Source organism: Thaumasiovibrio subtropicus, assembly GCF_019703835.1.
In the GTDB taxonomy this organism is placed as follows: Bacteria; Pseudomonadota; Gammaproteobacteria; order Enterobacterales; family Vibrionaceae; genus Thaumasiovibrio; species Thaumasiovibrio subtropicus.
On the sequence record NZ_AP023054.1, the window covers coordinates 3,533,614 to 3,558,782 of the forward strand.

At 49.0% G+C, this 25,169-nt stretch carries 25 protein-coding genes; 9 read left to right on the plus strand and 16 right to left on the minus strand.

Going from position 1 to position 25,169, the window contains the following annotated elements; genetic code table 11:
• The first annotated feature begins 141 nt into the window (after positions 1–141).
• The 4 genes from TSUB_RS15875 to TSUB_RS15890 are packed head-to-tail and all read left to right on the plus strand — an operon-like array spanning position 142 to position 2,485.
• Positions 142–399: a BufA1 family periplasmic bufferin-type metallophore gene (locus tag TSUB_RS15875; RefSeq protein WP_087024676.1), complete on the plus strand. Its 258-nt coding sequence runs from the start codon at positions 142–144 to the stop codon at positions 397–399.
• A 5-nt stretch (positions 400–404) separates the two neighbouring features.
• On the plus strand, positions 405–1,262 hold the full coding sequence (bufB, locus tag TSUB_RS15880; RefSeq protein WP_087024678.1) for an MNIO family bufferin maturase: 858 nt from the start codon (positions 405–407) through the stop codon (positions 1,260–1,262).
• Positions 1,246–2,019, plus strand: a complete 774-nt coding sequence (locus TSUB_RS15885) for an HvfC/BufC N-terminal domain-containing protein (protein WP_087024680.1) — start codon at positions 1,246–1,248, stop codon at positions 2,017–2,019. The genes bufB and TSUB_RS15885 overlap by 17 nt, the downstream gene beginning before the upstream one ends.
• A 1-nt stretch (position 2,020) precedes the next feature.
• Entirely contained in the window at positions 2,021–2,485 is a 465-nt protein-coding gene (locus TSUB_RS15890) for a DoxX family protein (RefSeq protein WP_087024682.1), read from the plus strand.
• A 58-nt stretch (positions 2,486–2,543) separates the two neighbouring features.
• On the opposite strand, the gene fre is transcribed toward TSUB_RS15890, so the two are convergent.
• From fre to trxA, 6 genes are all read right to left on the minus strand, one after another.
• The gene (gene fre, locus TSUB_RS15895) at positions 2,544–3,251 is read right to left on the minus strand and encodes an NAD(P)H-flavin reductase (RefSeq protein ID WP_087024684.1); all 708 of its coding nucleotides are present in this window, start codon (positions 3,249–3,251) and stop codon (positions 2,544–2,546) included.
• A gap of 8 nt (positions 3,252–3,259) precedes the next feature.
• Entirely contained in the window at positions 3,260–3,523 is a 264-nt protein-coding gene (locus tag TSUB_RS15900) for a 2Fe-2S iron-sulfur cluster-binding protein (protein WP_087024686.1), read from the minus strand.
• 1 nt (position 3,524) lies between these two features.
• A complete protein-coding gene (gene ubiD, locus TSUB_RS15905; RefSeq protein WP_087024688.1) occupies positions 3,525–5,390 on the minus strand; it encodes a 4-hydroxy-3-polyprenylbenzoate decarboxylase in 1,866 nt (621 codons plus the stop codon).
• 429 nt (positions 5,391–5,819) lie between these two features.
• Positions 5,820–6,833 (minus strand): hypothetical protein, encoded by a 1,014-nt coding sequence (locus TSUB_RS15910; protein WP_159065003.1) that lies wholly within the window; start codon positions 6,831–6,833, stop codon positions 5,820–5,822.
• A 185-nt stretch (positions 6,834–7,018) separates the two neighbouring features.
• A complete protein-coding gene (gene rho / locus TSUB_RS15915; RefSeq protein ID WP_087024692.1) occupies positions 7,019–8,278 on the minus strand; it encodes a transcription termination factor Rho in 1,260 nt (419 codons plus the stop codon).
• 196 nt (positions 8,279–8,474) lie between these two features.
• Positions 8,475–8,801: a thioredoxin TrxA gene (trxA, locus tag TSUB_RS15920; RefSeq protein ID WP_087024694.1), complete on the minus strand. Its 327-nt coding sequence runs from the start codon at positions 8,799–8,801 to the stop codon at positions 8,475–8,477.
• Between the two features lie 114 nt (positions 8,802–8,915).
• On the opposite strand from trxA, the gene rhlB reads away from it, so the two are divergent.
• Together rhlB and gppA are read left to right on the plus strand one after the other, a co-directional pair.
• The gene (gene rhlB, locus TSUB_RS15925) at positions 8,916–10,214 is read left to right on the plus strand and encodes an ATP-dependent RNA helicase RhlB (RefSeq protein WP_087024696.1); all 1,299 of its coding nucleotides are present in this window, start codon (positions 8,916–8,918) and stop codon (positions 10,212–10,214) included.
• A gap of 3 nt (positions 10,215–10,217) precedes the next feature.
• Positions 10,218–11,705 carry a guanosine-5'-triphosphate,3'-diphosphate diphosphatase gene (gene gppA, locus TSUB_RS15930; protein WP_087024698.1) on the plus strand — a complete coding sequence of 496 codons (1,488 nt, stop codon included), beginning with the start codon at positions 10,218–10,220 and terminating at the stop codon, positions 11,703–11,705.
• An 89-nt stretch (positions 11,706–11,794) separates the two neighbouring features.
• Here the strand turns inward: gppA and hemB are convergent, their stop codons facing one another.
• The 9 genes from hemB to rmuC form a co-directional block, all read right to left on the minus strand.
• Positions 11,795–12,850, minus strand: coding sequence for a porphobilinogen synthase (gene hemB, locus TSUB_RS15935; RefSeq protein WP_087024701.1), 1,056 nt, complete (start codon positions 12,848–12,850; stop codon positions 11,795–11,797).
• 101 nt (positions 12,851–12,951) lie between these two features.
• The gene (tatD, locus tag TSUB_RS15940; RefSeq protein ID WP_087024703.1) at positions 12,952–13,731 is read right to left on the minus strand and encodes a 3'-5' ssDNA/RNA exonuclease TatD; all 780 of its coding nucleotides are present in this window, start codon (positions 13,729–13,731) and stop codon (positions 12,952–12,954) included.
• Positions 13,728–14,474, minus strand: coding sequence for a twin-arginine translocase subunit TatC (tatC, locus tag TSUB_RS15945; protein WP_087024705.1), 747 nt, complete (start codon positions 14,472–14,474; stop codon positions 13,728–13,730). The genes tatD and tatC overlap by 4 nt, the downstream gene beginning before the upstream one ends.
• Positions 14,475–14,476: 2 nt before the next feature.
• Positions 14,477–14,824: a Sec-independent protein translocase protein TatB gene (tatB, locus tag TSUB_RS15950; RefSeq protein WP_087024707.1), complete on the minus strand. Its 348-nt coding sequence runs from the start codon at positions 14,822–14,824 to the stop codon at positions 14,477–14,479.
• Positions 14,825–14,826: 2 nt separating this feature from the next.
• On the minus strand, positions 14,827–15,084 hold the full coding sequence (gene tatA / locus TSUB_RS15955) for a Sec-independent protein translocase subunit TatA (protein ID WP_087024709.1): 258 nt from the start codon (positions 15,082–15,084) through the stop codon (positions 14,827–14,829).
• Between the two features lie 18 nt (positions 15,085–15,102).
• Positions 15,103–16,749: a ubiquinone biosynthesis regulatory protein kinase UbiB gene (gene ubiB / locus TSUB_RS15960; protein WP_087024711.1), complete on the minus strand. Its 1,647-nt coding sequence runs from the start codon at positions 16,747–16,749 to the stop codon at positions 15,103–15,105.
• A complete protein-coding gene (locus TSUB_RS15965) occupies positions 16,746–17,378 on the minus strand; it encodes a ubiquinone biosynthesis accessory factor UbiJ (RefSeq protein ID WP_087024713.1) in 633 nt (210 codons plus the stop codon). Before TSUB_RS15965 ends, ubiB begins: the two co-directional genes overlap by 4 nt.
• A 7-nt stretch (positions 17,379–17,385) precedes the next feature.
• Entirely contained in the window at positions 17,386–18,153 is a 768-nt protein-coding gene (gene ubiE / locus TSUB_RS15970; RefSeq protein ID WP_087024715.1) for a bifunctional demethylmenaquinone methyltransferase/2-methoxy-6-polyprenyl-1,4-benzoquinol methylase UbiE, read from the minus strand.
• 51 nt (positions 18,154–18,204) lie between these two features.
• Positions 18,205–19,713: a DNA recombination protein RmuC gene (rmuC, locus tag TSUB_RS15975; RefSeq protein WP_087024717.1), complete on the minus strand. Its 1,509-nt coding sequence runs from the start codon at positions 19,711–19,713 to the stop codon at positions 18,205–18,207.
• A gap of 182 nt (positions 19,714–19,895) precedes the next feature.
• Between rmuC and TSUB_RS15980 the strand changes: the two genes are divergently transcribed.
• Positions 19,896–20,798: a DMT family transporter gene (locus TSUB_RS15980; protein WP_087024718.1), complete on the plus strand. Its 903-nt coding sequence runs from the start codon at positions 19,896–19,898 to the stop codon at positions 20,796–20,798.
• A 180-nt stretch (positions 20,799–20,978) separates the two neighbouring features.
• On the opposite strand, the gene TSUB_RS15985 is transcribed toward TSUB_RS15980, so the two are convergent.
• On the minus strand, positions 20,979–22,172 hold the full coding sequence (locus tag TSUB_RS15985; protein ID WP_087024720.1) for a multidrug effflux MFS transporter: 1,194 nt from the start codon (positions 22,170–22,172) through the stop codon (positions 20,979–20,981).
• Between the two features lie 101 nt (positions 22,173–22,273).
• Here TSUB_RS15985 and TSUB_RS15990 point away from each other — a divergent pair, with 101 nt between their 5' ends.
• Both TSUB_RS15990 and TSUB_RS15995 read left to right on the plus strand, forming a co-directional pair.
• The gene (locus TSUB_RS15990) at positions 22,274–23,218 is read left to right on the plus strand and encodes a LysR family transcriptional regulator (protein ID WP_087024722.1); all 945 of its coding nucleotides are present in this window, start codon (positions 22,274–22,276) and stop codon (positions 23,216–23,218) included.
• Between the two features lie 169 nt (positions 23,219–23,387).
• Positions 23,388–25,169 carry an aminopeptidase P family protein gene (locus TSUB_RS15995; protein WP_087024724.1) on the plus strand — a complete coding sequence of 594 codons (1,782 nt, stop codon included), beginning with the start codon at positions 23,388–23,390 and terminating at the stop codon, positions 25,167–25,169.

The window sequence follows — 25,169 nt, forward strand, 5'->3', positions numbered from 1 at the left end:
GGTTGCACTCATGTTTGTTGGACTATGATTAAAAAAAATTATTCAGTTGTGAAATATTTCTCTTAGCTAACCTTTCTTTTTATACCGAGAGCGCAATAAGCGCCGAACATAACATCAGCCTAACCAAAAAAAGGATACAACATGAAAAAGTCTAATCTTGCTCTTGCTACCGCTGTCACTGGTCTTATCGCACTGGGTGCTAGCACAGTCTCTGCTCCAGCAATGGCAGCAGAAAAAGAGAAATGCTACGGTGTCGCGAAAGCGGGTAAAAACGACTGTGCAACCAAAACCAGTTCATGTGCTGGTACATCGACTGAAGATGGTCAGGCTGATGCCTTCATCATGGTGCCTAAAGGCCTATGTGACCGTCTTGCAGGCAGCAGCGATAAACCAATGTAATGCCGATGACTCATTTGACAGACAAGGTGGGGGTTGGCTTACGTCACCCCCATTTTTTTGACTTCATTTCGCAGCAACCCCAAGTTGGCTGGTTAGAAATCCACAGTGAGAACTTTTTTAATCCTCACAGTGATGCCAGTCGAGCCTTGGCCGCGATATCAAAAGCCTATCCCATCAGTTGTCATGGCATTGGTCTCTCATTGGGCTCTGCGGATCCGATTAACACGCACCACGTTGAGCAGCTTCGCGCTTTAATTCAACGCGTTAACCCTATTGCCGTCTCCGATCATTTGAGCTGGAGTTCGATCAATGGACAGTTTTTTAATGATTTGCTGCCACTTCCCTACACAGAGGAAGCCTTACTGAACTTTTGCGACAAGGTAGATAGGGTCCAAAATGCCATCGGTCGACAAATGCTTATCGAGAATCCGTCCAGCTATTTGAGCTTTGAGCAAGCGGATTACACCGAGTGGGATTTCCTTGCCGAGGTTGAGAAGCGGACGGGATGTGGCTTACTGCTTGATCTTAATAACATTCATGTCAGTGCGTTCAATCATCAGTTTGATGCACAGGCCTACCTTGACGCCATCAACCCTGCTGCCGTCAAAGAGATTCATCTCGCAGGGTATACCGTCAAAACACTGCCTGAAGGGGAACTGTGGATCGACACACACAGTAAGCCCGTCAGCGAACCCGTTTGGGCGCTCTATCGGCAATGGTTACAGACACATTCTGCCAAACATGGTGTCCCAGCCACACTGATTGAGTGGGATTCAGACATTCCGGCATTAGAGGTCTTATTGGCTGAAGCCCGAAAAGCAGAGCAAATTATTACGGAGGTGTGCCATGTCACCACTCCCTAATCTATCACTACAGCAGCTCCAGACCGCGTTTAGTGAATCACAGCACTACCGCGAACAGCCTCTTCTTGGCGCTGCGGTTAAAGCAGGCCAATTTACAACAGAGCAGCGATTACAGATCTATCGCAACAACTTTATTATCAGTCTGAGTGACGTGCTAGAGGCAACCTACCCCATTTGTAAAGCGATTGTCGGCGACGACTGCTTTCAGCAACTCGCCAGACAACACGTATTGAGTGAGCCTCTCACTGAAGGCGATGTTAGCCACTATGGAGAAGGCTTTGATCGCTCGATTCGCGCGGTGAATTCGGTCCACGATGCAGTGCCTTATCTCGCCGCACTGGCTGAATTGGAATGGCAAATAGACCGAGCACAACAAAAAGGCGCGCTGCTAAGTGCATTTCCGATTGAGGCACTGAGTCAATGGCTAAGCGAAAATGGCGAAGCAGCCTTAACAAACATGCATTTTGTCCCGCATGGCTTCCTTTTCAAAAGTCCTTTTGCCCTAGGCAGCTTGTGGCAAATGGTGCGCAGTCATCAAATCACTGAACTCGACCTTTTCCAACCAGAAACCTGTTGGATTCAACATCGGTCACATGGCACAGACGTGCTTATTTTTGATGAGGCCAGCGAAGCGCTCATCAACCTCTCATTACAACAAAAAACCTTGGCTGAGGCCGACGAAGGCATGCTCGCCATGCTGCCTGAACTAATCCAAAAAGACGTTTTTGCTACTTTTGAACCGATTGGGAGAGAGTAAGATGTTGCAATTGATCACCAAAATCGACGAACTATCCAAGGCCATCACGACACCGCTGGTTTCCCTATTGCTGCTGTTTACGCGTATTTGGGTCGCCATTATCTTTTTTAAATCAGGTATGGTGAAACTCTCTAGCTGGGACAGCACCCTGTATCTCTTTGAATATGAATACCAAGTACCTGTGCTGCCTTGGCAACTGGCCGCCTACATGGGCACCGCTGCAGAACTGATTCTTCCCGTTTTCATGGTACTCGGCTTGCTCACACGCCCAATGGCACTCATTTTGTTTGTGTTTAATGCCATCGCTGTCATCTCCTACCCTGTGCTCTGGGAAGGTGGGTTTTACGACCATCAACTCTGGGGAGCGATGATATTGATGAATGTGTTCTGGGGGGCTGGGGCAATTTCTGCCGATTTTGCGGTATCTAAGCTAGGCCAGAAACCACAGACGGCAACAAATAGCTAATCTCACGCATAAAAAACGGGACAACACTGTGTCCCGTTTCTTTTCTGCTTCACCGCCGTTAGATAAAGGCGAATGCATCCGCGTACATTCGTTCACGATGCGCGCCTTTCTCCGTTGAAAAACGCTCACGTGCGGCACCCGCCATTTCAAAGCGCCCACATAGGTAAATATCATAGGCTTCGAGGCTAACAAAATCTTCGCACACCGCATCAAGCACATTGCCTACTTTGCCTTGCCATCCCGCATCGGCATTTTCTACCACGGGCACATAAGTGACTTTATCGTGGACAGACGCGAGTGTGTGCATTTCATCATCGGCATAGAGCTGCGCTAAATCTCGGCCACCCCAGTAAACAAAGACAGGGCGACGCGGCGCGTTCTCTAAAAAGTGACGAAGAATACTGCGTACATAGGTAAAGCCAGTGCCACCCGCGACAAGTAACAGCGGGTGTTCACTCTCTTCACGTAAAAACGCATCGCCCTGCGGTGGCGTTAAGGTCATTTCACCGCCATCCGCTAAACATTGCTTCGCCAGGTCGACAACCTGCAATGCCCACGGATTCGCTTCAGCAGCGCCGATATGGAATTCGAGATCTTGCTCGCTTGGCTGACTCGCGATTGAAAATGGACGCTTATCATCGTCTGCGACACAAACCATCACATATTGACCTGCTTTAAAATCAACAGGCTCTACAGGTGTCAGTACCACACGATACGTATGCGCTGCCAAGGTATCGACAGACTTTACTTTACATTGAATTGTCATCTTATCCTCTAATCTAACTGCAAGATCAGATCACTCGTAGGCTTGGCTAAACACGCAAATATCCAGCCTTCCTGCTGCTCGTTTTCCGTTAGCATAGGTTCAAGCGCATAGCTGACCTCGCCTTCAGTCTTCTTACATAAGCAGGCAGCGCACGCGCCAACCTGACAGCGGTTAGGAAAATGAACGCCTGCGTTGAGCGCAGCCTCCAACACAGTATGGTTGTTATCGCATAAAAACGTGAGGTTGTGAGGCATCAGGCGTATGGTGTACATGTTATTTCAGAATCTTAAGTTGTGCCCAAATGGCATCGATATTCGCGACCACTTGAGGATCTTTCTCTATCGGGGTGCCCCATTCACGGTCAGTTTCTCCCGGCCATTTGTTAGTAGCATCCATGGCCATTTTCGACCCTTGCTGTTCAGTTCGCTTCACCAGCAAGGTATCGCGCGCGGGATCCATTCGGGTGGTTAACGCCCAAATGACATCGTTCCAATCACGAATGTTCACATCGCTATCATCGAACAACATGACATATTTGAGATCGGTGTGCACCTCAAAAGCCTGCCAGATAGCCTCTATTATTCTTGGGCCATCCCCAGATGCTTGCTTGTTGATCGTCGCCATCAACATACCATTCGCATGGGCTTCTGGCGGTAAATGGAGATCGACCAACTCTGGGTGCATTGCCTTTAGCGCCTCAAGCGTCGCCTCGATCACCGATTTGTCAGCGCAACGCGTATCCTCTTGAGGGTAACCAACAAGCTCAGCATCCCATTTCTTTGTGGCATCCCACCCCATTTTAGAACCCAGCCCGACAACAGGTGAGGCGAAGTCTAAAGAATCAATCGGCGTATGCTCTATCATTAGGGTGTCACGGTAAGGGTCCATGCGCGTCGTCATCGCCTGCACAACGCTGTGCCAATCACGTGCATTGACATCTTCATCACACACAACGACATACTTGGTGTACATGAATTGACGCAGAAAAGACCACACGCCCATCATTACCCGCTTCGCATGTCCAGGGTACTGCTTCTTCATGGTGACGACCGCCATCCGATAAGAGCACCCTTCAGGCGGCAAATAGAAGTCTATAATTTCTGGGAACTGCTTCTGCAAAATAGGCACAAACACTTCATTCAGAGCGACCCCGAGCACGGCTGGCTCATCTGGCGGGCGGCCAGTATATGTACTGTGGTAGATAGGCTTATTGCGCATCGAGACATGTGTCACGGTGAAAACATGATGCCGCTCAACCTCATTGTAGTATCCCGTATGGTCGCCATAAGGGCCTTCATCGGCATACTCGTTCGGGTCGATATAGCCTTCCATCACGATTTCTGCACTCGCAGGCACTTCCAGATCGTTTGATATGCTTTTCACCACTTCCGTTTTCCGGCCACGCAATAAGCCTGCAAACGCGTACTCCGATAACGTGTCTGGAACGGGCGTCACCGCACCTAAAATCGTTGCGGGGTCAGCACCATAGGCAACGGTCACTGGGAAAGGCTGCCCCGGATGGGTTTCCATCCAGTCTCGCAAGTCAAGTGCACCACCACGATGCGCCAACCAGCGCATGATCACCTTGTTTTTACCTATCTTCTGTTGGCGATAAATCCCTAGGTTTTGACGCTTTTTATTCGGCCCTTTGGTGATCGTTAACCCCCACGTCAACAGCGGCGCCACATCCCCGGGCCAGCATGACATGACGGGAATCTTATCGAGGTCAACCTCATCCCCTTGCCAAATAACTTCTTGGCAGGGCGCTTTACGCAGCTTCTTCACTGGCATGTTAAGGACCTGACGGAACACAGGTAGCTTGTCCAAAGCATCTTTAAAGCCTTTGGGTGGCTCTGGCTCTTTTAGGTATGCCAATAACTTACCAACCTCACGCAGCTCTCGCACATTCTCTCGTCCCATACCCATTGCGACGCGTTCAGGGGTGCCGAACAAGTTCGCTAACACTGGCATCTCGTAGCCTTTGGGGTTTTCAAACAGCAATGCCGGTCCTTTCGCACGCAAGGTACGATCCGCGATTTCAGTCATTTCATAGTCTGGGTCGACGGGATGTGAGATGCGCTTTAGTTCACCGCGTTCTTCGAGGTAGGCAATAAAGTCGCGTAAATCCTTAAATTTCATGGCAGTCCATATCAAGGTCACAGGGATGATGATTATATACTCAAGTAACCTCAAGATGCAGGATTCAGAAGTGGCCTAGCGTTCCGAGTTCAAGGCAAAGGTGCGAAGGAATGGCTTCCCCCTTTCAAGCACCTTTAACGCAGAAATCGGGGCGCTAGGCACTTCCCTTCGGGCGAGTTTTCTAGGCTCGTCAGCTTCGTTACTGCTTTTCGATTTAGCTCACTAGACCTTCAAAGCAGTGTCTTACTGACAAGCCTAGAAATTCTCGCTGAACAAGCATCTTGAGGTCACTTGAGTATACGTTAGCTAACTAACGGATATAACTCTTTGTTAACCTTTGTCACTGTTTCACCGCTTCAACGCGCAAATTACTGCATGAAAACAGCAATTCGCGACATTTAACCGCAAGATTACTAAGTGTAATCGAAACTATGGCGCTGTAGATGAAAGAGCTTGCTGAAGATGCCGAGCGCGAATCGTGCTGTTTTCTCCTTGTGCAAGCTCAGAAATCCAGTCGCGATACCCTTGTGTCGCGAGCTGATTGGCAACCAGTCCACCATCTTCAACCTCATCGAGTTTTGCGATAAGAAAATGCTGAACATCGAATGGCATCGGCTGTAAACGAGCGAGCTGTTGATAGGCGGAAGATTTTAGACTCGGATTACCCGTGGCGATGATCAATTGCTCGACTGCATAACCATCCGGAGCGAGATTGGCGAGACGTTGTAGTTCATCTAAAGAAAACGCGTCGGTACGACGACGCCACAGCAGACCGTGAAGCGCTTCATTCCCACTCCTTGCCGCCAATGCCGCTATCACCGCATTATCTGGCAGCCACAACATACGATTCATTTTTGGCCCAAACTCGGCCACCATAAGTTCAATCGCTTCGGGTGACATGCTATCAACCCGACTCAGAAAAGTGTCACGTCGAGGATAGTAGTCTGTCAGTGGCACCTTCAACCACTCTGTTAACGTCAACTCACCCGCCTCAAGCTGAGCAAAGATCGCGTCGGCTTCCTGCTGGTGCTGCCAGTCAGTGACAACACCGTGAGCAAGTAAGCCATAGTTGAATGCCCGCATCGACACAACATAACCGTCACCTTGCGATTTGACACTGTAGGTAGGATGCTCAGTAGAGAGTTGATACAGCCAAGCCAGTTGCTCTGGACTTAAATCTGGCAGTGTCGCGGCGTAGTCCACCAGCATGAGCTTGGCGGCTTCTTTTTCACGGGGATGGAGTGTATTGAGATGAGACTCTAATCGTGAAATATCAGACTGATTAAAGACAAAACTTAGCCCCGCCAGCGCATTGGCCAGCTGATCACTATTTAGTACCGCACTCACTTGTTGGGGCGTTAATTCCTTCGCTCCCAGCGGCACGGCAAATATCAGGCATAACAAATAGGTTCGCAGCCTGTGACGCATATTCCGTTGCTTCATGGCATACCCTGACATCGCACGACCATGACGAAGGGCTCATCATGGCTCCATAAAAAAAGCGTCGATAAAATCGACGCTTTTCAGTATAGCGAGAATTTTCCCTAATGATAACGACAAGGTTAATCAATTAGTCACAAATTCATCACCTATGACCCTCGAGGCTTTGCTCGTGAGCTAAGAATTGCTTATTGACGACGCATCGCGTCAAAGAATTCGTTGTTGGTTTTGCTCATTGCCAACTTGTTGATCAGGAACTCCATCGCGTCAATCTCACCCATTGGGTGAACAATCTTACGTAGGATCCACATCTTCTGCAGCTCATCTGACTTGGTCAGCAACTCTTCACGACGTGTACCTGAGCGGTTGAAGTCAATCGCAGGGAATACGCGCTTCTCAGCAATCTTACGAGAAAGGTGCAGTTCCATGTTACCCGTACCTTTAAACTCTTCGTAGATAACTTCATCCATCTTAGAGCCAGTATCGACAAGCGCAGTCGCGATGATAGTCAAACTACCACCCTCTTCTACATTACGTGCGGCACCAAAGAAACGTTTTGGACGATGCAGTGCGTGTGCATCCACACCACCGGTGAGTACCTTACCTGAAGAAGGCACAACGGTATTGTAAGCACGTGCTAGACGCGTAATAGAATCAAGCAAGATAACCACATCTTTCTTGTGTTCAACCAGACGCTTCGCTTTCTCAATCACCATCTCGGCAACTTGAACGTGGCGGTTAGCTGGCTCATCAAAAGTAGAAGCAATCACTTCGCCTTTCACCAAACGTTGCATCTCGGTCACTTCTTCCGGACGCTCATCGATCAGCAACACCATGAGCTCACAGTCTGGGTGGTTAAACGCGATGCTCTGAGCAATGTTCTGAAGCAACATGGTTTTACCCGCTTTTGGCGGAGCAACAATCAGACCACGCTGACCTTTACCAATCGGTGATGCTAAATCCAGAATACGTGCAGTGATGTCCTCAGTTGAACCGTTACCACGCTCCATCACCATACGTTCGTTGGCGTGCAGAGGTGTTAGGTTTTCAAAAAGGATTTTATTGCGGGCGTTATCTGGGCGGTCATGGTTAACTTCATTCACCTTCAAAAGGGCAAAGTAACGTTCGCCATCTTTTGGTGGACGAATCTTTCCAGCAATGGTGTCACCGGTGCGCAGATTGAAACGGCGGATCTGACTTGGTGATACATAAATATCATCCGGGCCAGCAAGATAAGAGCTGTCTGCACTTCGTAGGAAACCAAATCCATCCTGGAGGATTTCTAGAACCCCGTCGCCAAAGATGTCTTCGCCACTTTTTGCGTGTTGCTTCAAGATAGCAAAGATAATGTCTTGTTTACGTAGACGTGCCAGATTCTCTAATCCCATGCCTTCGCCAAGCGTCACAAGCTCAGAGACAGGACGGTTCTTAAGTTCTGTAAGATTCATATTGGTGGGTTTCTTTTTTGTCAAAATCGGGGTTCTGTGCAATCAAAAAATGAGTAGATGACCGCTGGAACTGGTCAAGGTATGAACAATAGTATAATTTACGTGCAATAACTTAGCACTAAAGTTATCGTACGTCTAGCAAAGAAAGAGAGACAAACCGCGCAGTTAGGGCGTGCACGGTTTGCAAATCAAGCGATTATAGGTTCGCGTCTAGGAACTCTTTAAGTTGAGTCTTAGACAAAGCACCTACTTTAGTTGCCGCAACTGCGCCATCTTTAAACAACAACAGCGTTGGGATACCACGAATACCAAATTTCGGTGGCGTACCTGCGTTGTTGTCGATATTTAGCTTACCGATGGTCAGCTTGCCTTCATATTCTTCTGCAATCTCATCCAGAATAGGGGCAATCATTTTACAAGGACCACACCATTCTGCCCAAAAATCTACAAGAACTGGGCCCGCAGCCTTAATCACTTCTTCTTCAAAGCTTTCGTCACTCAGCTGCACGATCTTGTCGCTCATCTTCCACTCCGTGAGGTTGACATTAGAGTGCTGATTTTAACAAATCAGCAAAACGATACTCTATTTGAATTGATTCAGTTTCGTATTGCAACCCTAAGCTGATATTCTATAGCCATGAAAACGACTCATATCACAGAGCATAAATTTGCCGACTTCGGTTTACACGACGAAGTTTTAGCTGGTCTTGAATCCGTAGGGTACACGCATTGTACTCCGATTCAAGCCTTGGCAATGCCAGTCGTGCTTGCTGGCCGAGACATTGCAGGACAAGCCCAAACGGGTACAGGAAAGACCATTGCTTTCCTCACTGCAACCTTTAACCATTTGATGGTAACGCCAAAATCAGAAGGCCACCGTCAAAATCAACCGCGTGCAATTATTCTTGCGCCAACCCGTGAGTTAGCGATTCAAATCTTCAATGATGCGAAGCCGCTAATGACGTCGACAGGTCTATCGGTTGGTCTTGCGTACGGTGGTGACCCAATCGATAAACAAGAACAACGCCTAAAAGGTGGTGTTGATATCTTAATTGGTACTTGTGGTCGCATCATCGATTTTTACAAACGCGGCGTCATTGACCTACGTAACATCCAAGCGGTCGTACTTGATGAAGCTGATCGCATGTTCGATCTTGGCTTTATTAAAGATATCCGCTTCTTGTTCCGTCGTATGCCAGCGCCTGCTGACCGTTGTAACATGCTGTTCTCTGCCACCCTCTCTTACCGCGTCAAAGAGTTGGCTTTCGAACACATGAACAACCCAGAAAGCGTCATTGTTGAGCCTGAGCAAAAAACCGGACACCGCATCCAAGAAGAGCTTTTCCAGCCTTCTAACGATGAGAAAATGGCCCTACTGCAAACGCTTATCGAGCATGATTGGCCAGAGCGCGCAATCATCTTCGCTAACACAAAGATGCGTTGTGAGCAGATTTGGGCGCATCTCGCAGCGGATGAGCATCGCGTTGGCTTACTGACTGGCGATGTACCGCAGAAAAAACGCGAGCGCATCCTGAAAGAATTTACTGAAGGTAAAGTCGATATTCTGGTTGCGACAGATGTAGCAGCACGTGGCTTGCACATCCCGCAAGTAACTCATGTCTTCAACTATGACCTCCCTGACGATGCGGAAGACTATGTTCACCGTATTGGTCGAACTGGCCGTGCAGGCGCAAGTGGTCACTCCATCAGCTTTGCTTGTGAAGAATATGCAATCAACCTGCCAGCGATAGAAGAATACATTGAGCATGCGATTCCACTGACTAACTATCACTCAGAGGGACTACTGCGTGATCTTCCTGCGCCATTGCCTATTGAGCGTCGTGAGCGCCACTCGTCAAACAAACGCAACCAAGGTGGCCAGCGTCAAGGACAATCACGTCCTCGTCCCCGTCGTCGCCACGCAAAGCAGGCGTAAGTTATGACGAAAACCGTATCACCCATTTATGCCGCCATTGATTTAGGCTCGAACAGTTTCCACATGTGGCTGATCCGCAATAATGCGGGCAGTGTGCAAACATTGGCAAAAATTAAACGCAAAGTGCGCTTAGCCGCTGGATTAGATAGCGAGAATAATCTAAGCCAAGAAGCGATGCAGCGAGGTTGGGACTGCTTGTCTTTATTTGCTGAGCGCTTGCAAGATATCGAGCCGACCCATATTCGTATTGTGGGCACAGCAGCACTGCGTCGCGCCATCAACGCCAAACATTTTTTGGATAAAGCCGCAGCAATTTTGGGTCATACGGTTGAGGTCATTCCCGGCGAAGAAGAAGCACGCATTATCTATCAAGGTGTTGCTCACACCTCCGGCGGCAGTGGTCGTCGCTTGGTGGTCGATATTGGCGGTGCCAGTACTGAGATGATCATTGGTAGTCAATTTGATGCCAAAGCGCTACAAAGTCTGCATATGGGCTGCGTCACTTGGCTAGAACAGTACTTTGCCGATCGTAGCCTTACTCAAGCAAACTTTGATGCGGCAATTAATGCCGCAAAAGCTGTTTTAGCGCCAATAAAAGCACAATACCTCGCACTTGGCTGGGATGTGTGTGTTGGTGCCAGTGGTACCGTACAAGCGTTACAAGAGATTATGCTGGCACAGGGGATGAGTGAAACCATCACCCTGAAAAAGCTCAAACGCATGCAAGCACAGGCCATGCACTACGAGCAGTTAGAAGAGCTTGATATTGAAGGGCTAACGCTCGAGCGTGCCTTGGTTTTCCCTAGTGGGCTATCGATCTTAATTGCGATTTTTGAAAGCTTTGGTATTGAGTCAATGACACTGGCTGGCGGAGCACTGCGAGAAGGCCTTGCTTACGAGATGATGGCAGGGTTGCGCCAAGATGATATCTGCCAGCGCACACTAACCAGCGTTCAAGCCCGTTTTCAGCTAGATACCGCCCAAGCCAGCCTTGTTGCGTTAGTCGCCAATACCTTGCTGGGTCAGCTTTCTCTCGATGCAGAAGAGAGTGCGGAAATTGCACCACTCCTTCACGCCTGTTGCGCCATGCACGAAATCGGCATCAGCCTAGGTTTTAAACAGGCAAGCTCACACAGTGCGTATCTTTTGAAAAGCCTAGAACTGCCCGGCTTTACCCGCGCCCAGAAGTACCTGATTGCTGCGATTATCGAACGCAGCACAGGTACCCTGCCTAAGCGGTTGGATCAGCAAGCGATCAGTGAAAATGGCGCAAATACCCTACTGCGTATTCTGCGTTTGGCGATTATTTTATGTCATCGCAGACAGCCGGAAGCCTTACTTAGCTATCAATTAGAAAATGATTCGCAACAATGGCGTCTTAATCTGCCAGCACAATGGCGAGACGCACACCCTTTGCTTGCAGCCGATCTTTGCTTAGAGGCAACACGTCAAAGTGATGCTGGGCTTTGCCTCTCACTCAGCAACGCTTGAGCTCAACATGGTTGCTAGATGCCATGCATGAGAGCCCACAAAAAAGACCACCTCAGCGGTGGTCTTTTTTATCGTCACTTCGCCATTCGCTATGAGGCTTCGCCGTCTCTTTTTAGGTTAGAACCCAGTTCAGCCGCATCTTGCGCTAGCCACTCTGCAACATCTTTCGCAAAATAGGTCAAAATGCCATCAGCACCTGCGCGCTTGAAACACAACAAGGACTCCATCACGGTTTCTCGTTCTTTCAACCAGCCATTGGCAATCGCCGCTTTATGCATCGCGAACTCACCACTCACTTGATAAGCAAATGTCGGTACTTGAAGTTCCGTTTTCACTCGACGAACCACATCTAAATAAGGCATTCCTGGTTTCACCATCACCATATCCGCACCTTCATTGATATCCAATGCGACCTCAAGCAACGCCTCGTCACTGTTGGCTGGATCCATCTGATAGGTTTTCTTATCTGCCCCTTTTAGGTTAGCCGCTGAGCCGACAGCATCGCGGAACGGGCCATAGTAATTCGACGCATACTTCGCAGAGTAGGCCATGATTTGGGTGTGAATGTGACCCGCTTCTTCCAACGCATCGCGGATAGCACCGATACGACCATCCATCATGTCTGAAGGCGCAACGATATCAGCCCCCGCTTCGGCATGAGAGAGCGCCTGTTTAATCAACACTTCTGTGGTTTCATCATTGAGCACATAGCCTTCGTCATCAATCAAACCGTCTTGACCATGAATGGTGAAGGGATCAAGCGCAACGTCAGTAATCACCCCCATTTGCGGTACATGCTCTTTCAGTAACTTAACAGCACGCTGTACCAAGCCTTCTGGATTGTACGCTTCGGTTGCACAGTCACTCTTAAAGTCTTGGGTAACAACGGGAAAGAGGGCAATCGCTGGTACACCGAGCGAGGCGAGATACTCCGCCTCATGCAGCATCAAATCAATGGAGAGACGCTCAATGCCCGGCATAGACTCAACCGGCTCACGACGGTTTTTGCCCATAAGAATAAAAATAGGATAAATAAGATCGCTGGCCTGAATATGGTTCTCAGCAACTAAACGACGACTAAAAGCATGTTTACGAATGCGGCGCGGACGACGCGCAGGGAAACTGGCATTTACTGATACAGTCACGGAGTTCACTTCCTTATATTGATGGTATTACCCACGCCAGAGAGCATCCTTTGCGGGCAGGCTGAATTTTATCTTACCACTCAGAACTTAAGTCTGCAGGCTCACAACCCGAAAAACGCTCGGCTTGTCGCGTTGACCTGATTGAGCAAAATCTGCGGGTCTTCGCCACGGCATTGCGCGATTACGCCCGCAATATGAGGTAGGTATTTAGGTTCATTGCGGCTCGACTTCGGCTTAGGGCGAAGGTCACGAGGTAAGAGATAAGGGCAGTCTGTCTCAATCATTAACCGCTGGGCAGGGATTTCAGAGACCAACTCTCGCAGTTCAGTACCGCGACGCTCGTCGCACACCCAACCGGTTACACCAAGGTGTAAATCCAGCGCAAGGCACTGTTGCAGCTCGGTACGGTTGCCGGTGAAGCAGTGCAGTACCGCAGCAGGTAGCTTATCCCGCCAGGGTGACAGAATGGCAAAGAAGCGCTCAAACGCATCTCGGCAATGCATAAAGACCGGCAGTTTAAGCTCGGCTGCGATGGCCAGTTGCGCTTCAAACACCGCTTCTTGTTGCGGTCGAGGCGAGAAGTCCCGGTTAAAATCGAGGCCACACTCACCAATCGCTCTAACCTGCGGTAAGGCCGCTAACGCACGAATCTCGCCAAGATGAAGATCCTCCACCGATTTGGCATCATGAGGATGTACGCCAGCGGTACTAATACATACCTCTGGCCACTGTTGACACATCTGCGCGGCGGCCTGACTCTCTTCAATATTGGTACCGGTCAGTACTAGGTGGCTGACGCCAGCGGCAACCGCATTCGCCACCACTTGATCTCGGTCTTTATCAAAACGACTATTGGTTAAATTAACCCCGATATCAATCATCCTTCGTTTTCCTGTTGTGCTTGTGCTTTAGGGAGATAGAAACGTGATACTAACAATCCAAGCTCAAACAGAATACACATGGGGATAGCCAATAGGGTTTGCGAAATCATATCTGGCGGCGTCAGCAACATACCAATCACAAAGCTCGCCACTATGATATAAGGCCGCTTTTTAGCAAGACTTTGCGGATCAGTCGCCCCCGTCCAACAAAGCAATATGATCGCAATAGGCACTTCAAACGCGATACCGAAGGCGATGAAGATCGCTAAGATAAAATCGAGATAGCTGGCGATATCCGTCGCCATCTGCACACCTTCTGGCGTGGTAGAAACGAAAAAGCTAAACGCCAACGGAAAAACAACGAAGTAAGCAAATGCAGCGCCACTATAGAACAACAACGAGCTGGAAAACATCAGTGGCATCACCAAACGTTTTTCATGCTTGTAGAGTCCTGGCGCGACAAATGCCCAAACTTGATAAAGAATCATCGGCACCGCGATAAACACCGATGCCACAAAGGTCAATTTTAATGGGGTGAAAAGCGGTGAAGCGACATCAGTCGCTATCATGGTTGCCCCATCTGGCAGGCGCTCAATCAAAGGCGCAGAGATGAAGGCATAAATATCATTGGCAAACCAAACCAAGCATAGAAATACCACTAACACAGCAATAAGCGCACGCAGTATACGACTGCGCAGCTCTATTAAATGCTGGATAAGCGGCTGAGATTCATCAACCGTCATGCTTATTCCTGTTTATCGACTTGTTTTTGTTCTTGAGTGGCGGGAGATTCAGGGGCTTTATCATAAGGACGTTGTACGTCATCGGCAGCTTGTTTCAGCTCATCAACAGATTGCTGCAAATCAGGTGAGAGGTCTTGCATGCTCATCTGTTCTGCTTTCTTAAGATTCTGCTGTAACTCCTGAATTTTTAGCTCTTGCTCTAACTCTGCCTGTACCGAATTAGCCATAGAGCGCGCCGCACGAATCCAACGCGATACATTGCGTATCGCGACAGGGAGGCGTTCCGGCCCGAGCACAACAAGGCCCACCACCGAAATCAGAATGAGTTCCCAAAACCCAATATCAAACACGCTTAAGCCTGCTCTTTATTCTTGGTCTCTTCAGCACTGGTTGCTGTGTGTGCTGTCGTCTTTTCGTCTATTGCTTTTTGATCGCTGCTTTCACCAAAGTCAGCGTCTTTCGCTTTTTCGTCTTCGCTGTTCATCGCATTTTTAAAGCCCTTCACCGCAGACCCTAAATCGCCACCCACATTACGTAAACGCTTAGTGCCAAATACTAAAACCACGATCAACGCAACAATCAACAATTGCCAAATACTGATCCCACCCATGACGCTTTCCTCTATTCGTTAACGTTTTTCATTGCGACGTAAAGTTCGCCAACCGGACACCCATAGTAGCACGCCCGCGGCCGCCGACAATCCTGATAAATTTGTAATATCGTGACTAAAAAACAAGGTAGCGCAGACAATCAACGTCGCTCCCATACCAAATTGTAGCTTAGCCTGATTAGCTCTCTGTTTCTGAACAGTAAAATCTTGGTATAGCGCTTCCATTTTGTGATTCATGGCTTTGCCCTGCTGCAAACTTTCGTACAGTAATTCAGGCAGTTCTGGCAGTTTCTCAGCCCAAAAAGGCGCTTTTGTTTTTACTGCATCGATCACGGCTTGCGGTCCAACCTGCTTTGCCATCCACGTTTCTAAAAACGGTTTTGCGGTATCCCAAAGATCTAACTGCGGATAGAGCTGACGCCCTAATCCTTCAACATAGAGCAAGGTTTTCTGCAACAGCACTAACTGTGGCTGCACTTCCATATTAAAGCGCCTTGCTGTGTTAAAAAGATTAAGCAATACATGCCCAAATGAGATCTCGCACAAAGGTTTAGCAAAAATTGGTTCGCAAACCGTACGAATAGCAAACTCAAACTCATCAACATGTGTATCCGCAGGTACCCAACCTGAATCCACATGCAGTTGCGCGACGCGACGATAATCACGATTAAAGAAGGCGAGGAAGTTCTCAGCAAGGTAACGCTTGTCTTCGCGATTCAATGTACCAACGATGCCACAGTCCAAACCAATCCACTGCGGATCTTCCGGGTTGTCATATGAAACGAACACATTTCCCGGATGCATGTCAGCATGGAAAAAACTGTCGCGAAAGACTTGGGTGAAGAAAACCTCTACCCCGCGCTCCGCCAACAACTTCATATTGGTGTTGTTGGCTTTCAATGCCTCGATATCTGAAACTTGAATACCGTAAATGCGCTCAGACACCATCAAGTGTTCAGAGCAATAGTCAGTAAACACTTCCGGCACATAGAGAATACGCTGATTATCAAAGTTACGACGGAGCTGAATGGCATTCGCCGCTTCGCGCATTAAATTGAGTTCATCAAGTAGCGTTTTCTCGTACTCACGCACGACTTCTACGGGACGTAAGCGGCGCGCATCGGGAATCAGTTTTGCGACAAGGTTGGCCAGTCGATACATCAGGCGGATATCTGCCTTTATGACAGGCAAAATATCGGGACGAATCACCTTGAGCACCACTTCACGGCCATTCTCTTTCAATGTCGCAGTATGCACTTGCGCAATCGAAGCAGAGGCTAGCGGTGTCACATCAAAATCATCAAACCATTGCTCGAGCGGCCCGCCTAACGCTTCTTCCATGCGCGCTTTGGCTAGGTTGCCATCAAACGACGCTACATTGTCTTGCAAAAGCGCTAATTGATCAGCGATGTGAGGAGGAAACAGATCGCGACGCGTCGACATCATCTGTCCAAATTTTATCCAGACAGGTCCGAGGGATTGCAACGCAAGACGTAACCGTTCGCCAAGAGGTTTATCTGTATGGCAGTTTTGAATCCAAAACACCCCTTTTCGAAAGAGGCGTGCTTTGTCGGCTTGAGGAATATCAGGAAATAAGTCATCTAAGCCGTAGCTCAGTAACACTTTTTGAATGTGATAAAGGCGTTTCAGTTCTGAGGGGGTCATCGGCGACCCCGCAGTCGATCACTTAACTGTTCAAACCGTGCTTCCAAATGGGCTTGGGCACTGCGTAAGTCATCAACTTGATCACAAAAGTGCGCGACTTCCAACGGCCCGGGTGCAAGCCGCCACTCTTCGGTCACCACTTCGGCAATATCTCGCTCTCGAACAGTTAGCCACGCCTTGAGGCGCTCAGCTTGTCGTTTGCTACCACTGACCAAGGTATGGGCGACCACATCGCCAGTATAGGTCGATAACACCTCTTCCCAATCCGGTTTCAATTGCTTTAACAGCGACGAGAACTGCTGTGCGAGGTCCAAATCCCCTTCGACATCCAACTTATCGTCTTTGATCAAGCGGGTAATTTGGCTCTGCTGCTGCAGTTGCGGTAATGCGGTGATATTAAGCAGTAAATGACAATCAGGTTCACCCTCATACTCACCGAGTACATCAATCTGTTGACTGAACACATAGGTCATCGTCAGTGACAACTCTTTCAGCGTGACTTGCAGTACTTTGCCTTGCATACGCTTGAGTTGAGGTCGATTCTCCTCGGTTAGCAGCTTATTGAGCGCCACTTCGATGGCGCCGCTCACTAACACTTTCAATGGAGTGTGAAGAGGCAAGGATTCCATATCAGACTCAGAACTTATAACCGCGGTGCAATGCGACAATACCACCGGTCAGATTGTAGTAATTCGTGTGCTCAAAGCCCGCGTCTTGCATCATGCCTTCCAAGGTTTCTTGGTCTGGATGCATACGAATAGACTCAGCAAGGTAACGGTAGCTCTCGCTATCGCCTGCCACCAACTCACCCATTTTCGGTAGAAGATGGAACGAGTAAGCGTCGTAAATTTTCGATAAAGGATCGAGAACAGGCTTAGAGAATTCCAATACCAATAAGCGCCCACCCGGCTTCAACACACGGAACATAGAGCGCAGTGCTTTTTCTTTGTCGGTGACGTTGCGTAAACAGAAGCTGATGGTGATACAGTCAAAGTGGTCATCAGGGAATGGCAATTCTTCCGCATTCGCCTGCACGAAGCCCACATTGCCCACAATACCTAAGTCACGCAGCTTGCTACGCCCCACCTTCAACATGGAGTCATTGATATCCGCCAAAATCACTTGGCCTTTTTCACCCACGATGCGAGAAAACTTAGCGGTGAGATCACCAGTACCACCACCCAAGTCGAGAATTTTCTGTCCTGGTCGCGCGCCACTGCAATCGATAGTAAACCGCTTCCAAGCGCGGTGAATGCCGAGCGACATCAAGTCATTCATGATGTCGTACTTGGTTGCTACCGAGTGGAAAACCTCGGCCACTTTCTCTACTTTCTGCTCTTTCGCAACAGTTTCAAACCCAAAGTGGGTGGTTTCCTGTGCGATATCCTGGGTGGTATCCGTCATGTTAACTCCTCTTAACAACGAGGTTATCTTACTTGATAACAGCGAGTTGCTCTACGATTGATCTGTGTGATTTTGCAATTCGGGCAGCTCGTCATCTGGCGTCAGATTTGCCACCAACTGCGGACTGATATCCCGCTTCACTTCCACACCTAAGGTTTTAAAACTCTCTGCTTGGCGGATCACGTTACCGCGACCAACCACTAGCTTATTCATTGCACCGCGATAGCCTTGGGTGGCCTTATCTAAGCTCTGCCCGACCTGCTCCATGTCATTCACAAATAGGCGCAGCTTGTCGTAGAGCTTGGCGGCGCGTTCGGCGATCAACTTCGCATTGTGATTTTGATTTTCGTAACGCCATAGATTGGCAATCGTTCGTAACGCCACCATTAACGTCGTTGGACTCACCAACATGATGTTGTGCTCCATCGCTTCTTTAACCAAGTGAGGCTCCGCCGCCACTGCGACCTGAAATGCAGGCTCAACCGGGATAAATAGCAATACGTAGTCAAGAGAGCGAATACCTTCAAGCTCTTGATAATCTTTACGGCTTAAACCACGAATATGGCTACGTACTGAAGTAATATGTTCGCTCAGCGCTAACTCTTGCTCCGCGAGCGTGTCAGCATTGAAGTAACGTTCATAGGCCACCAGCGACATCTTGGCATCGACCACCACCTGCTTATCTTTCGGTAAGTCGACAATCACATCAGGCTGATAACGCTTTCCTTGCTCATTCTCCAAACTGACTTGCGTATGATACTCATGCCCTTCGCGTAAGCCGCAACTTTCAAGTACCCGCGCTAAGACCACCTCACCCCAATTGCCTTGTGCTTTGTTGTCACCCTTCAATGCTTGGGTTAAGTTGATCGCTTCTTGCGCCATCTGCTCATTGAGCTTTTTAAGGTGGTGAATCTCATGGATCAAGGTGTGACGTTCGCGGGCTTCCCGTCCAAAGTTATCATCCATCTGCTGGCGAAAACCTTCAAGTTGCGACTTCAACGGCCCTAACAGCCCTTCCAAACTGAGGCGGTTTTGTTCATCCACACTGCGCGATTTTTTCTCAAACAGCTGATTCGCGAGTGTCTCAAATTGCTCTCGTAAACGTTGCTCGGCATTTTCTAACAACACCACTTTCTCTTGCAGCGCTTTTCGCTCTTCGCTGTGGCGCGCTTCAAGCTCGCGCAAATCCCCTTCTAACCCTGCATTTGCCCCACGGGCATTCTCGAGTTGCTCTCGGTAATACTGCTTCTCTTGCTGAATGGCGTCGAATTGACGCAATTTTTCAGCCGCTGAGGCCAATCGCGCATGCATTTGACGCGCTTCATTATTGAGCCTATCGCACGTCACATCCATCTCATCGAGATCGTGTTGTCGCGCTTCAAGTTGCGTTTGTAGCTGTGTAAGTTTGGCTTCACTTAACGTTTGTTGAGCGTCTAGCTGCTGTTGCATTAAGGCTTCACGTTGCTTAGCGCGACCACTAATAAACCATGCCACAATCGCAGACGCCAATGTGGAACAACTTGCGGCTAACACTAAACTCTCTGCCGTGATAGCTATCATGACTCTGTCCTAAATATCAGGAATTTAATGCCCTAAGGCTATGTGAGCACTGGATAAATGTCCAGTCAGAGACAACGCAAGCTGCCAATTTCCGCTCGGCATATCACACTCATTGCTGAGAAGCTTATCATCGCGGCATAATGGGCTTTGACGCTTCAATGACATGCAGATGGATAGTAAGAATGAAAAATGAGAAGAAAGCTCTCGCTTTCGGTTTGGGGGCGGTATTGCTCTGGTCGACGGTGGCAACCGCATTCAAAATTACCCTCGACTACTTCTCGCCGTTGCAGATGCTCACCGCTGCGAGCCTAGTTTCGGTACTGGCATTACTTACCATCGCCACGGTACAGGGAAAACTTCACCAATTGATGCCAACCTTTAAACGTAAGCCGTTGTATTATCTTTGCTTGGGTGCAATTAATCCGTTCATTTATTACTTGGTTCTGTTTCAAGCCTATCACTTGCTGCCCGCTTCGCAGGCCCAGCCAATCAATTACAGTTGGGCTATCACGCTGACATTAATGGCTGCACTCTTTCTTGGTCAGAAAATTCGCCCGCAGGACTGGGTTGCCTGTTTTCTCGGGTATTCAGGGGTTGTGGTGATTGCCACGAAGGGCAATGTATTGGAGATGTCTTTCGACAGCCCGCTAGGCGTTGGGTTAGCGCTCCTTTCAACCTTACTATGGGCATCGTATTGGATCCTCAATGCCAAAAATGATGCGGATTCCGTTATCAGTGTACTCTTAAGCTTTAGTCTCTCACTGCCATTATCACTCACCCTGTGTCTTTTAACAGGCGGGTTCCCCAACATTCCTTGGCAAGGCTGGGCGGCAGTCAGTTATGTCGGTCTGTTTGAAATGGGGATTACCTTTGTGTTGTGGATTAATGCATTGAAGTACACCGAAAACACAGCGCGGATCAGTAACCTTGTCTTTATTTCTCCGTTTATTTCTCTGCTCCTCCTCGCCACTATCATTGGCGAAACGATCCACCCGTCAACCCTCATTGGCCTTGTCTTAATCATTGCAGGATTAGTCATTCAACAGCTTAAGTTGGCTCGTAAGGCGGCCGCTGCCAAGTCATAAACTCCGCGTTTTTAGACAAAAAAAGACCTGCCCATAGGCAGGTCAATGTCTGAACAGGGCTGTCGAGACCCATGCGCTTTTCGCGTCTTGTAATAAATTTTGTGATAGCCAATCTAACGTTGTTAGGTTGCAAAAGTTCGATTCTGTTCCCGAAAACTTCTTTCGCAATGTAAGTAATTTTTAACTGTTATGTACAGGGTGCCAGCGTCGTCCCAGTTTCATCATCAACATTAGGAATCCTGGGATGAGCAAGAACATGTGAAATGTGAGCAGTGATGGCGCATCTAAGTTCAACCGCTGGGTCATGCCGACTAGCGCCCCCGCGCCTGTCATTTGTAATAGACCAAGCAATGCAGCAGCTGTGCCCGCTTTATCACCGAACGGGGCTAACGCTTTGCCAGAACAAGCGCCAAGGATGATCGCAAACCCAATCGCATTAATGAACAGTGGCAACATAAAGGCGAGTGGCGTCGTACCGCCTTGCAGCAATAAAATACCGCCAACAATGACCAGAGTCATACCCACTTGTAGCGCAAAACGAGTACCAAAACGATCCATCAGCATAGGGGCAACCAACAATCCGCCAAGAATATTAAAGACGGCATTGACACTAAACCAGCCGGTGAAGGCTTCCATACTCAGCCCCAGATGGTTGATCAACCACATAGGAGCAGAGGTGACATAAGCCAAAATCACCGCCATGGCGAGCAGACATTGCAATGCATTGAAAAGGAACTGCCCATTACGCAATACGCTAAGGTAGCGCTGCCAACTAAACATGGTGCTCAGCGAAGGCGACTTTTCATTTTCAGGCTTTGTCTCAGGGAAGCCCCAGCCGATATACACCAATCCCAGTAGGGCAAACAACGCCATGAAAGTAAAGTTGCTGCGCCAACCTAAATGGATCGTGAGATAACTGCCCAAAATCGGTGCTAATGCCGGAATAAAGCAGATCACCCCGTTCAGGTAACTGATCATTTTACCGCTTTTCTCTGCACCAAAACTGTCACGCACACAGGCAAAAGCCGCAACCGATGTCGCACTTGCGGCAATGCCTTGAATCAGCCTCGCAACGAGCAACATGTTCAAGTCTGTCACCATGACGGCCAAATAAGAGCTCACCGCAAACAGAGCAATACCAAACAAAGCGATAGGTCGACGACCATAGCGATCGGCGAGCGGTCCTACCACCAGTTGCCCAAGGCCAAAGCTGAGCATGAACCATGTCACCGTGTCTTGAACCCGCACTTCTGGCACTTGAAATTCCGCAGCCATCACGGGGAGGGCAGGCAAGTAAATATCAATGGCCATTGGACTGAAAAGGACCAAGAAAAACAAAAACATCATTATATTACGTGGTGCCGAACGACCCATTTCACCCCTCCTCTACTTTCTGCTCGCTAGTGTAGAAGAAGAGGTGTTATGAACAGAAATGGTTTATATTCAATTCAGTTTTTCCATTCAGGAATATCACAATGTCGATTCCCGCTTTGCTACGTGCCGATCTCAACCTATTGCTCTGTTTGCACATTCTACTGGAGGAGCAGAATGTCACTCGCGCTGCGGCACGGCTTCATCTCAGTCAATCCGCAGTCAGTAAGAACCTGGCTAAGTTGCGCGAATGGTTTGATGACCCGCTCTTTACTCGCACCTCACATGGCCTGCAGCCCACCAGCCGCGCACGCAGTTTACGGCCAACGCTACAAGGCATCATTGGCGACATCGATAAGCTCACCCACCCTGCTGTCTTCAACCCTGAGCTCAGCGACCGCCGCTTTAATCTGGCCTTAGTGGAAAGCATCTATCCATTGCTTTTACCCCAGTTTATTGGCGAGCTTTTTCAACAGGGGCCACAAATCACGTTGAATACTCATCAATGGACAAGAGACTCCTTTGAGAAGATGCTAAGCGGCGAAATTGATTTTGGTATTACTGGTAAGGATATTCATCCCCAAGATGCGGCGCTCACCATGCTCCCTCCCAAAGGCATTGTGTGGCACGAACTCTATCGAGATTATCAATGCTGCTTGGTACGCCCCTCACATCCCGTATTACAGCAAGAGTGGCATCTCGACACCTATTTAACCCAGCGCCATGTTCAAGCGCGTTGCGGTGTTGATGGCAATGATCGCTGGTTGCTTGATTTTAAACTGGCGGAAGAGAACAAATTCCGCGATATCGCCATCTGTGTGGCGGACTTTAACAGTGCGGCATCACTCGCCACCCATACCGATCTCGTCTTTACCTGCCCTAGCCACTTTGGGCATTTGATCGCTCAGCAGCTCAATTTGACCATGTTACCCTTGCCCTACGATTTACCCCCCATGGCCTATACCCTGTTCTGGAGTGAGGATCGAGACAAGGACCCGGGACACCATTGGCTCCGTGAGCTCATCATTAGTCGAAGTCAGCAGTTATAATCAAAAGCAAGCGAGTCAAACCGAGACTCACAAATCACTGGCGTTAGCCTAGTGAGACAGGATAGTAAGCTGTTAACACTAGTTGCGGTAAACGATTGCACCACGGCTACAAACGCGCTAGCTTTAACCGCAATGTCGTGAAGACCAAGAACGATTGAAGGAACAACTGATGCAAGCAACCCTCACTGAACGCGTCGCCGCCCTACGCGACTGGTTAACTCAACAAAACCTCGATGCGATTGTTATTCCCCATGAAGATGAATTCCTCGGTGAATACATCCCTGCACATAATGAACGTCTCCTTTGGGCGACGGACTTTACAGGCTCTGCGGGCGCCGCGGTCATTACTCGCGATAACGCCGCGATTTTTGTCGATGGTCGCTACACGGTGCAAGTGCGTAAGCAAACGCCAGCCGACCTCTTCGAGTATCGCCACCTCATTGATGAGCCACCGATGGCTTGGGCAGCACAAACCTTAGCGCAAGGCAGTAAAGTTGCCGTTGATATTCGCCTTCACAATGGCGCTTGGTGGGATGCTCAAAAAGCCGCACTTGAAGGTAAACTTGAGTTGGTTGCCATCGATGAAAACCCGATTGACGCCTTATGGACAGACCGACCTGTACCAACTCTATCAAATGCCCTACTAATGCCTGTTGAAAGCGTGGGTAAATCGAGCTTTGATAAGCGCCAAGCGCGTGGAGCAGAGTTATCACAACAAGGCGCAGATGTTGCCGTGATTACCAGTTTAGACAGCATCGCCTGGCTCTTAAACGTGCGCGGTGCAGACATTGAGTGTCTGCCAGTACTTCTCTGCCATGCTGTTCTCTTTGCCAATGGTAACGTGGATTTCTACATCGACGCTGAGCGCCTCCCGGCAGAATTCGCCGCACATGCGGGTGAAGGGGTAACAGTAAAATCCCCAGCAAATTTAAAAGCCGATTTAGCAGCGCTGCAAGGCCAAAAGGTGCTTGTTGATCCTGCAACAGCGAATGCTTGGACAAAAATCACCTTAGTCGATGCGGGCGCGACCGTAATTGAAAGCGCTGACCCATGCCTACTGGCAAAAGCGGCGAAAAACAGCACTGAAATTGCCGGCATGAAAGCCAGTCATATCCGAGATGGCGCGGCTGTCTCTCGATTCCTAGCATGGTTTGATCGCGTACTTGCCGCTGGTGAGCGCCCGAATGAACATGTGTTGGCAGAAAAGCTTTGGTCTTTCCGCCAAGAAGATAGCACACTGCGCGATATGAGCTTCCACACCATCTCTGCGGCGGGGGGTAATGCGGCGATGTGTCACTACCGTCATAGTGAAGAAAACCCGGGTGAATTGGTAGAAGATAGCCTTTACTTGGTTGACTCTGGTGGTCAGTACCTCGATGGCACTACAGATATTACTCGTACCATCACCGTGGGAAATGCTGGCGAAGAGATCAAGAAAACCTTTACGCTGGTTTTGAAAGGCCACATTAACCTCGCAACTGCGCGCTTCCCTCACGGTACAACAGGGAGCCAACTTGATGCCCTTGCGCGTCAACACCTTTGGGCACATGGCTACGACTATGATCATGGCACTGGCCATGGTGTCGGTCACTTCCTCAATGTCCATGAAGGTCCAGCACGTATCGCTAAGCCTGCAAACCCTATCGCATTACTGCCGGGTATGGTGCTATCAAATGAGCCAGGATACTACCGCGCCGATGCCTTCGGTATTCGCATTGAGAATTTGGAACTCGTGGTTGAAGTAGAGACCGCAGGGGATATGTCCGTACTAGGGTTTGAATCGCTAACCCGTGCGCCTATCGATAAGCGCCTTATTGATCCTAGCCTACTGACCGACGCAGAAATTGCGTGGTTAAATGACTATCACCAAAAAGTGTGGAATGAAATCTCTCCGCTACTCGACGGTGAAGATAAAGCATGGCTCGAACAGGCAACCTCACCACTCGTGTAA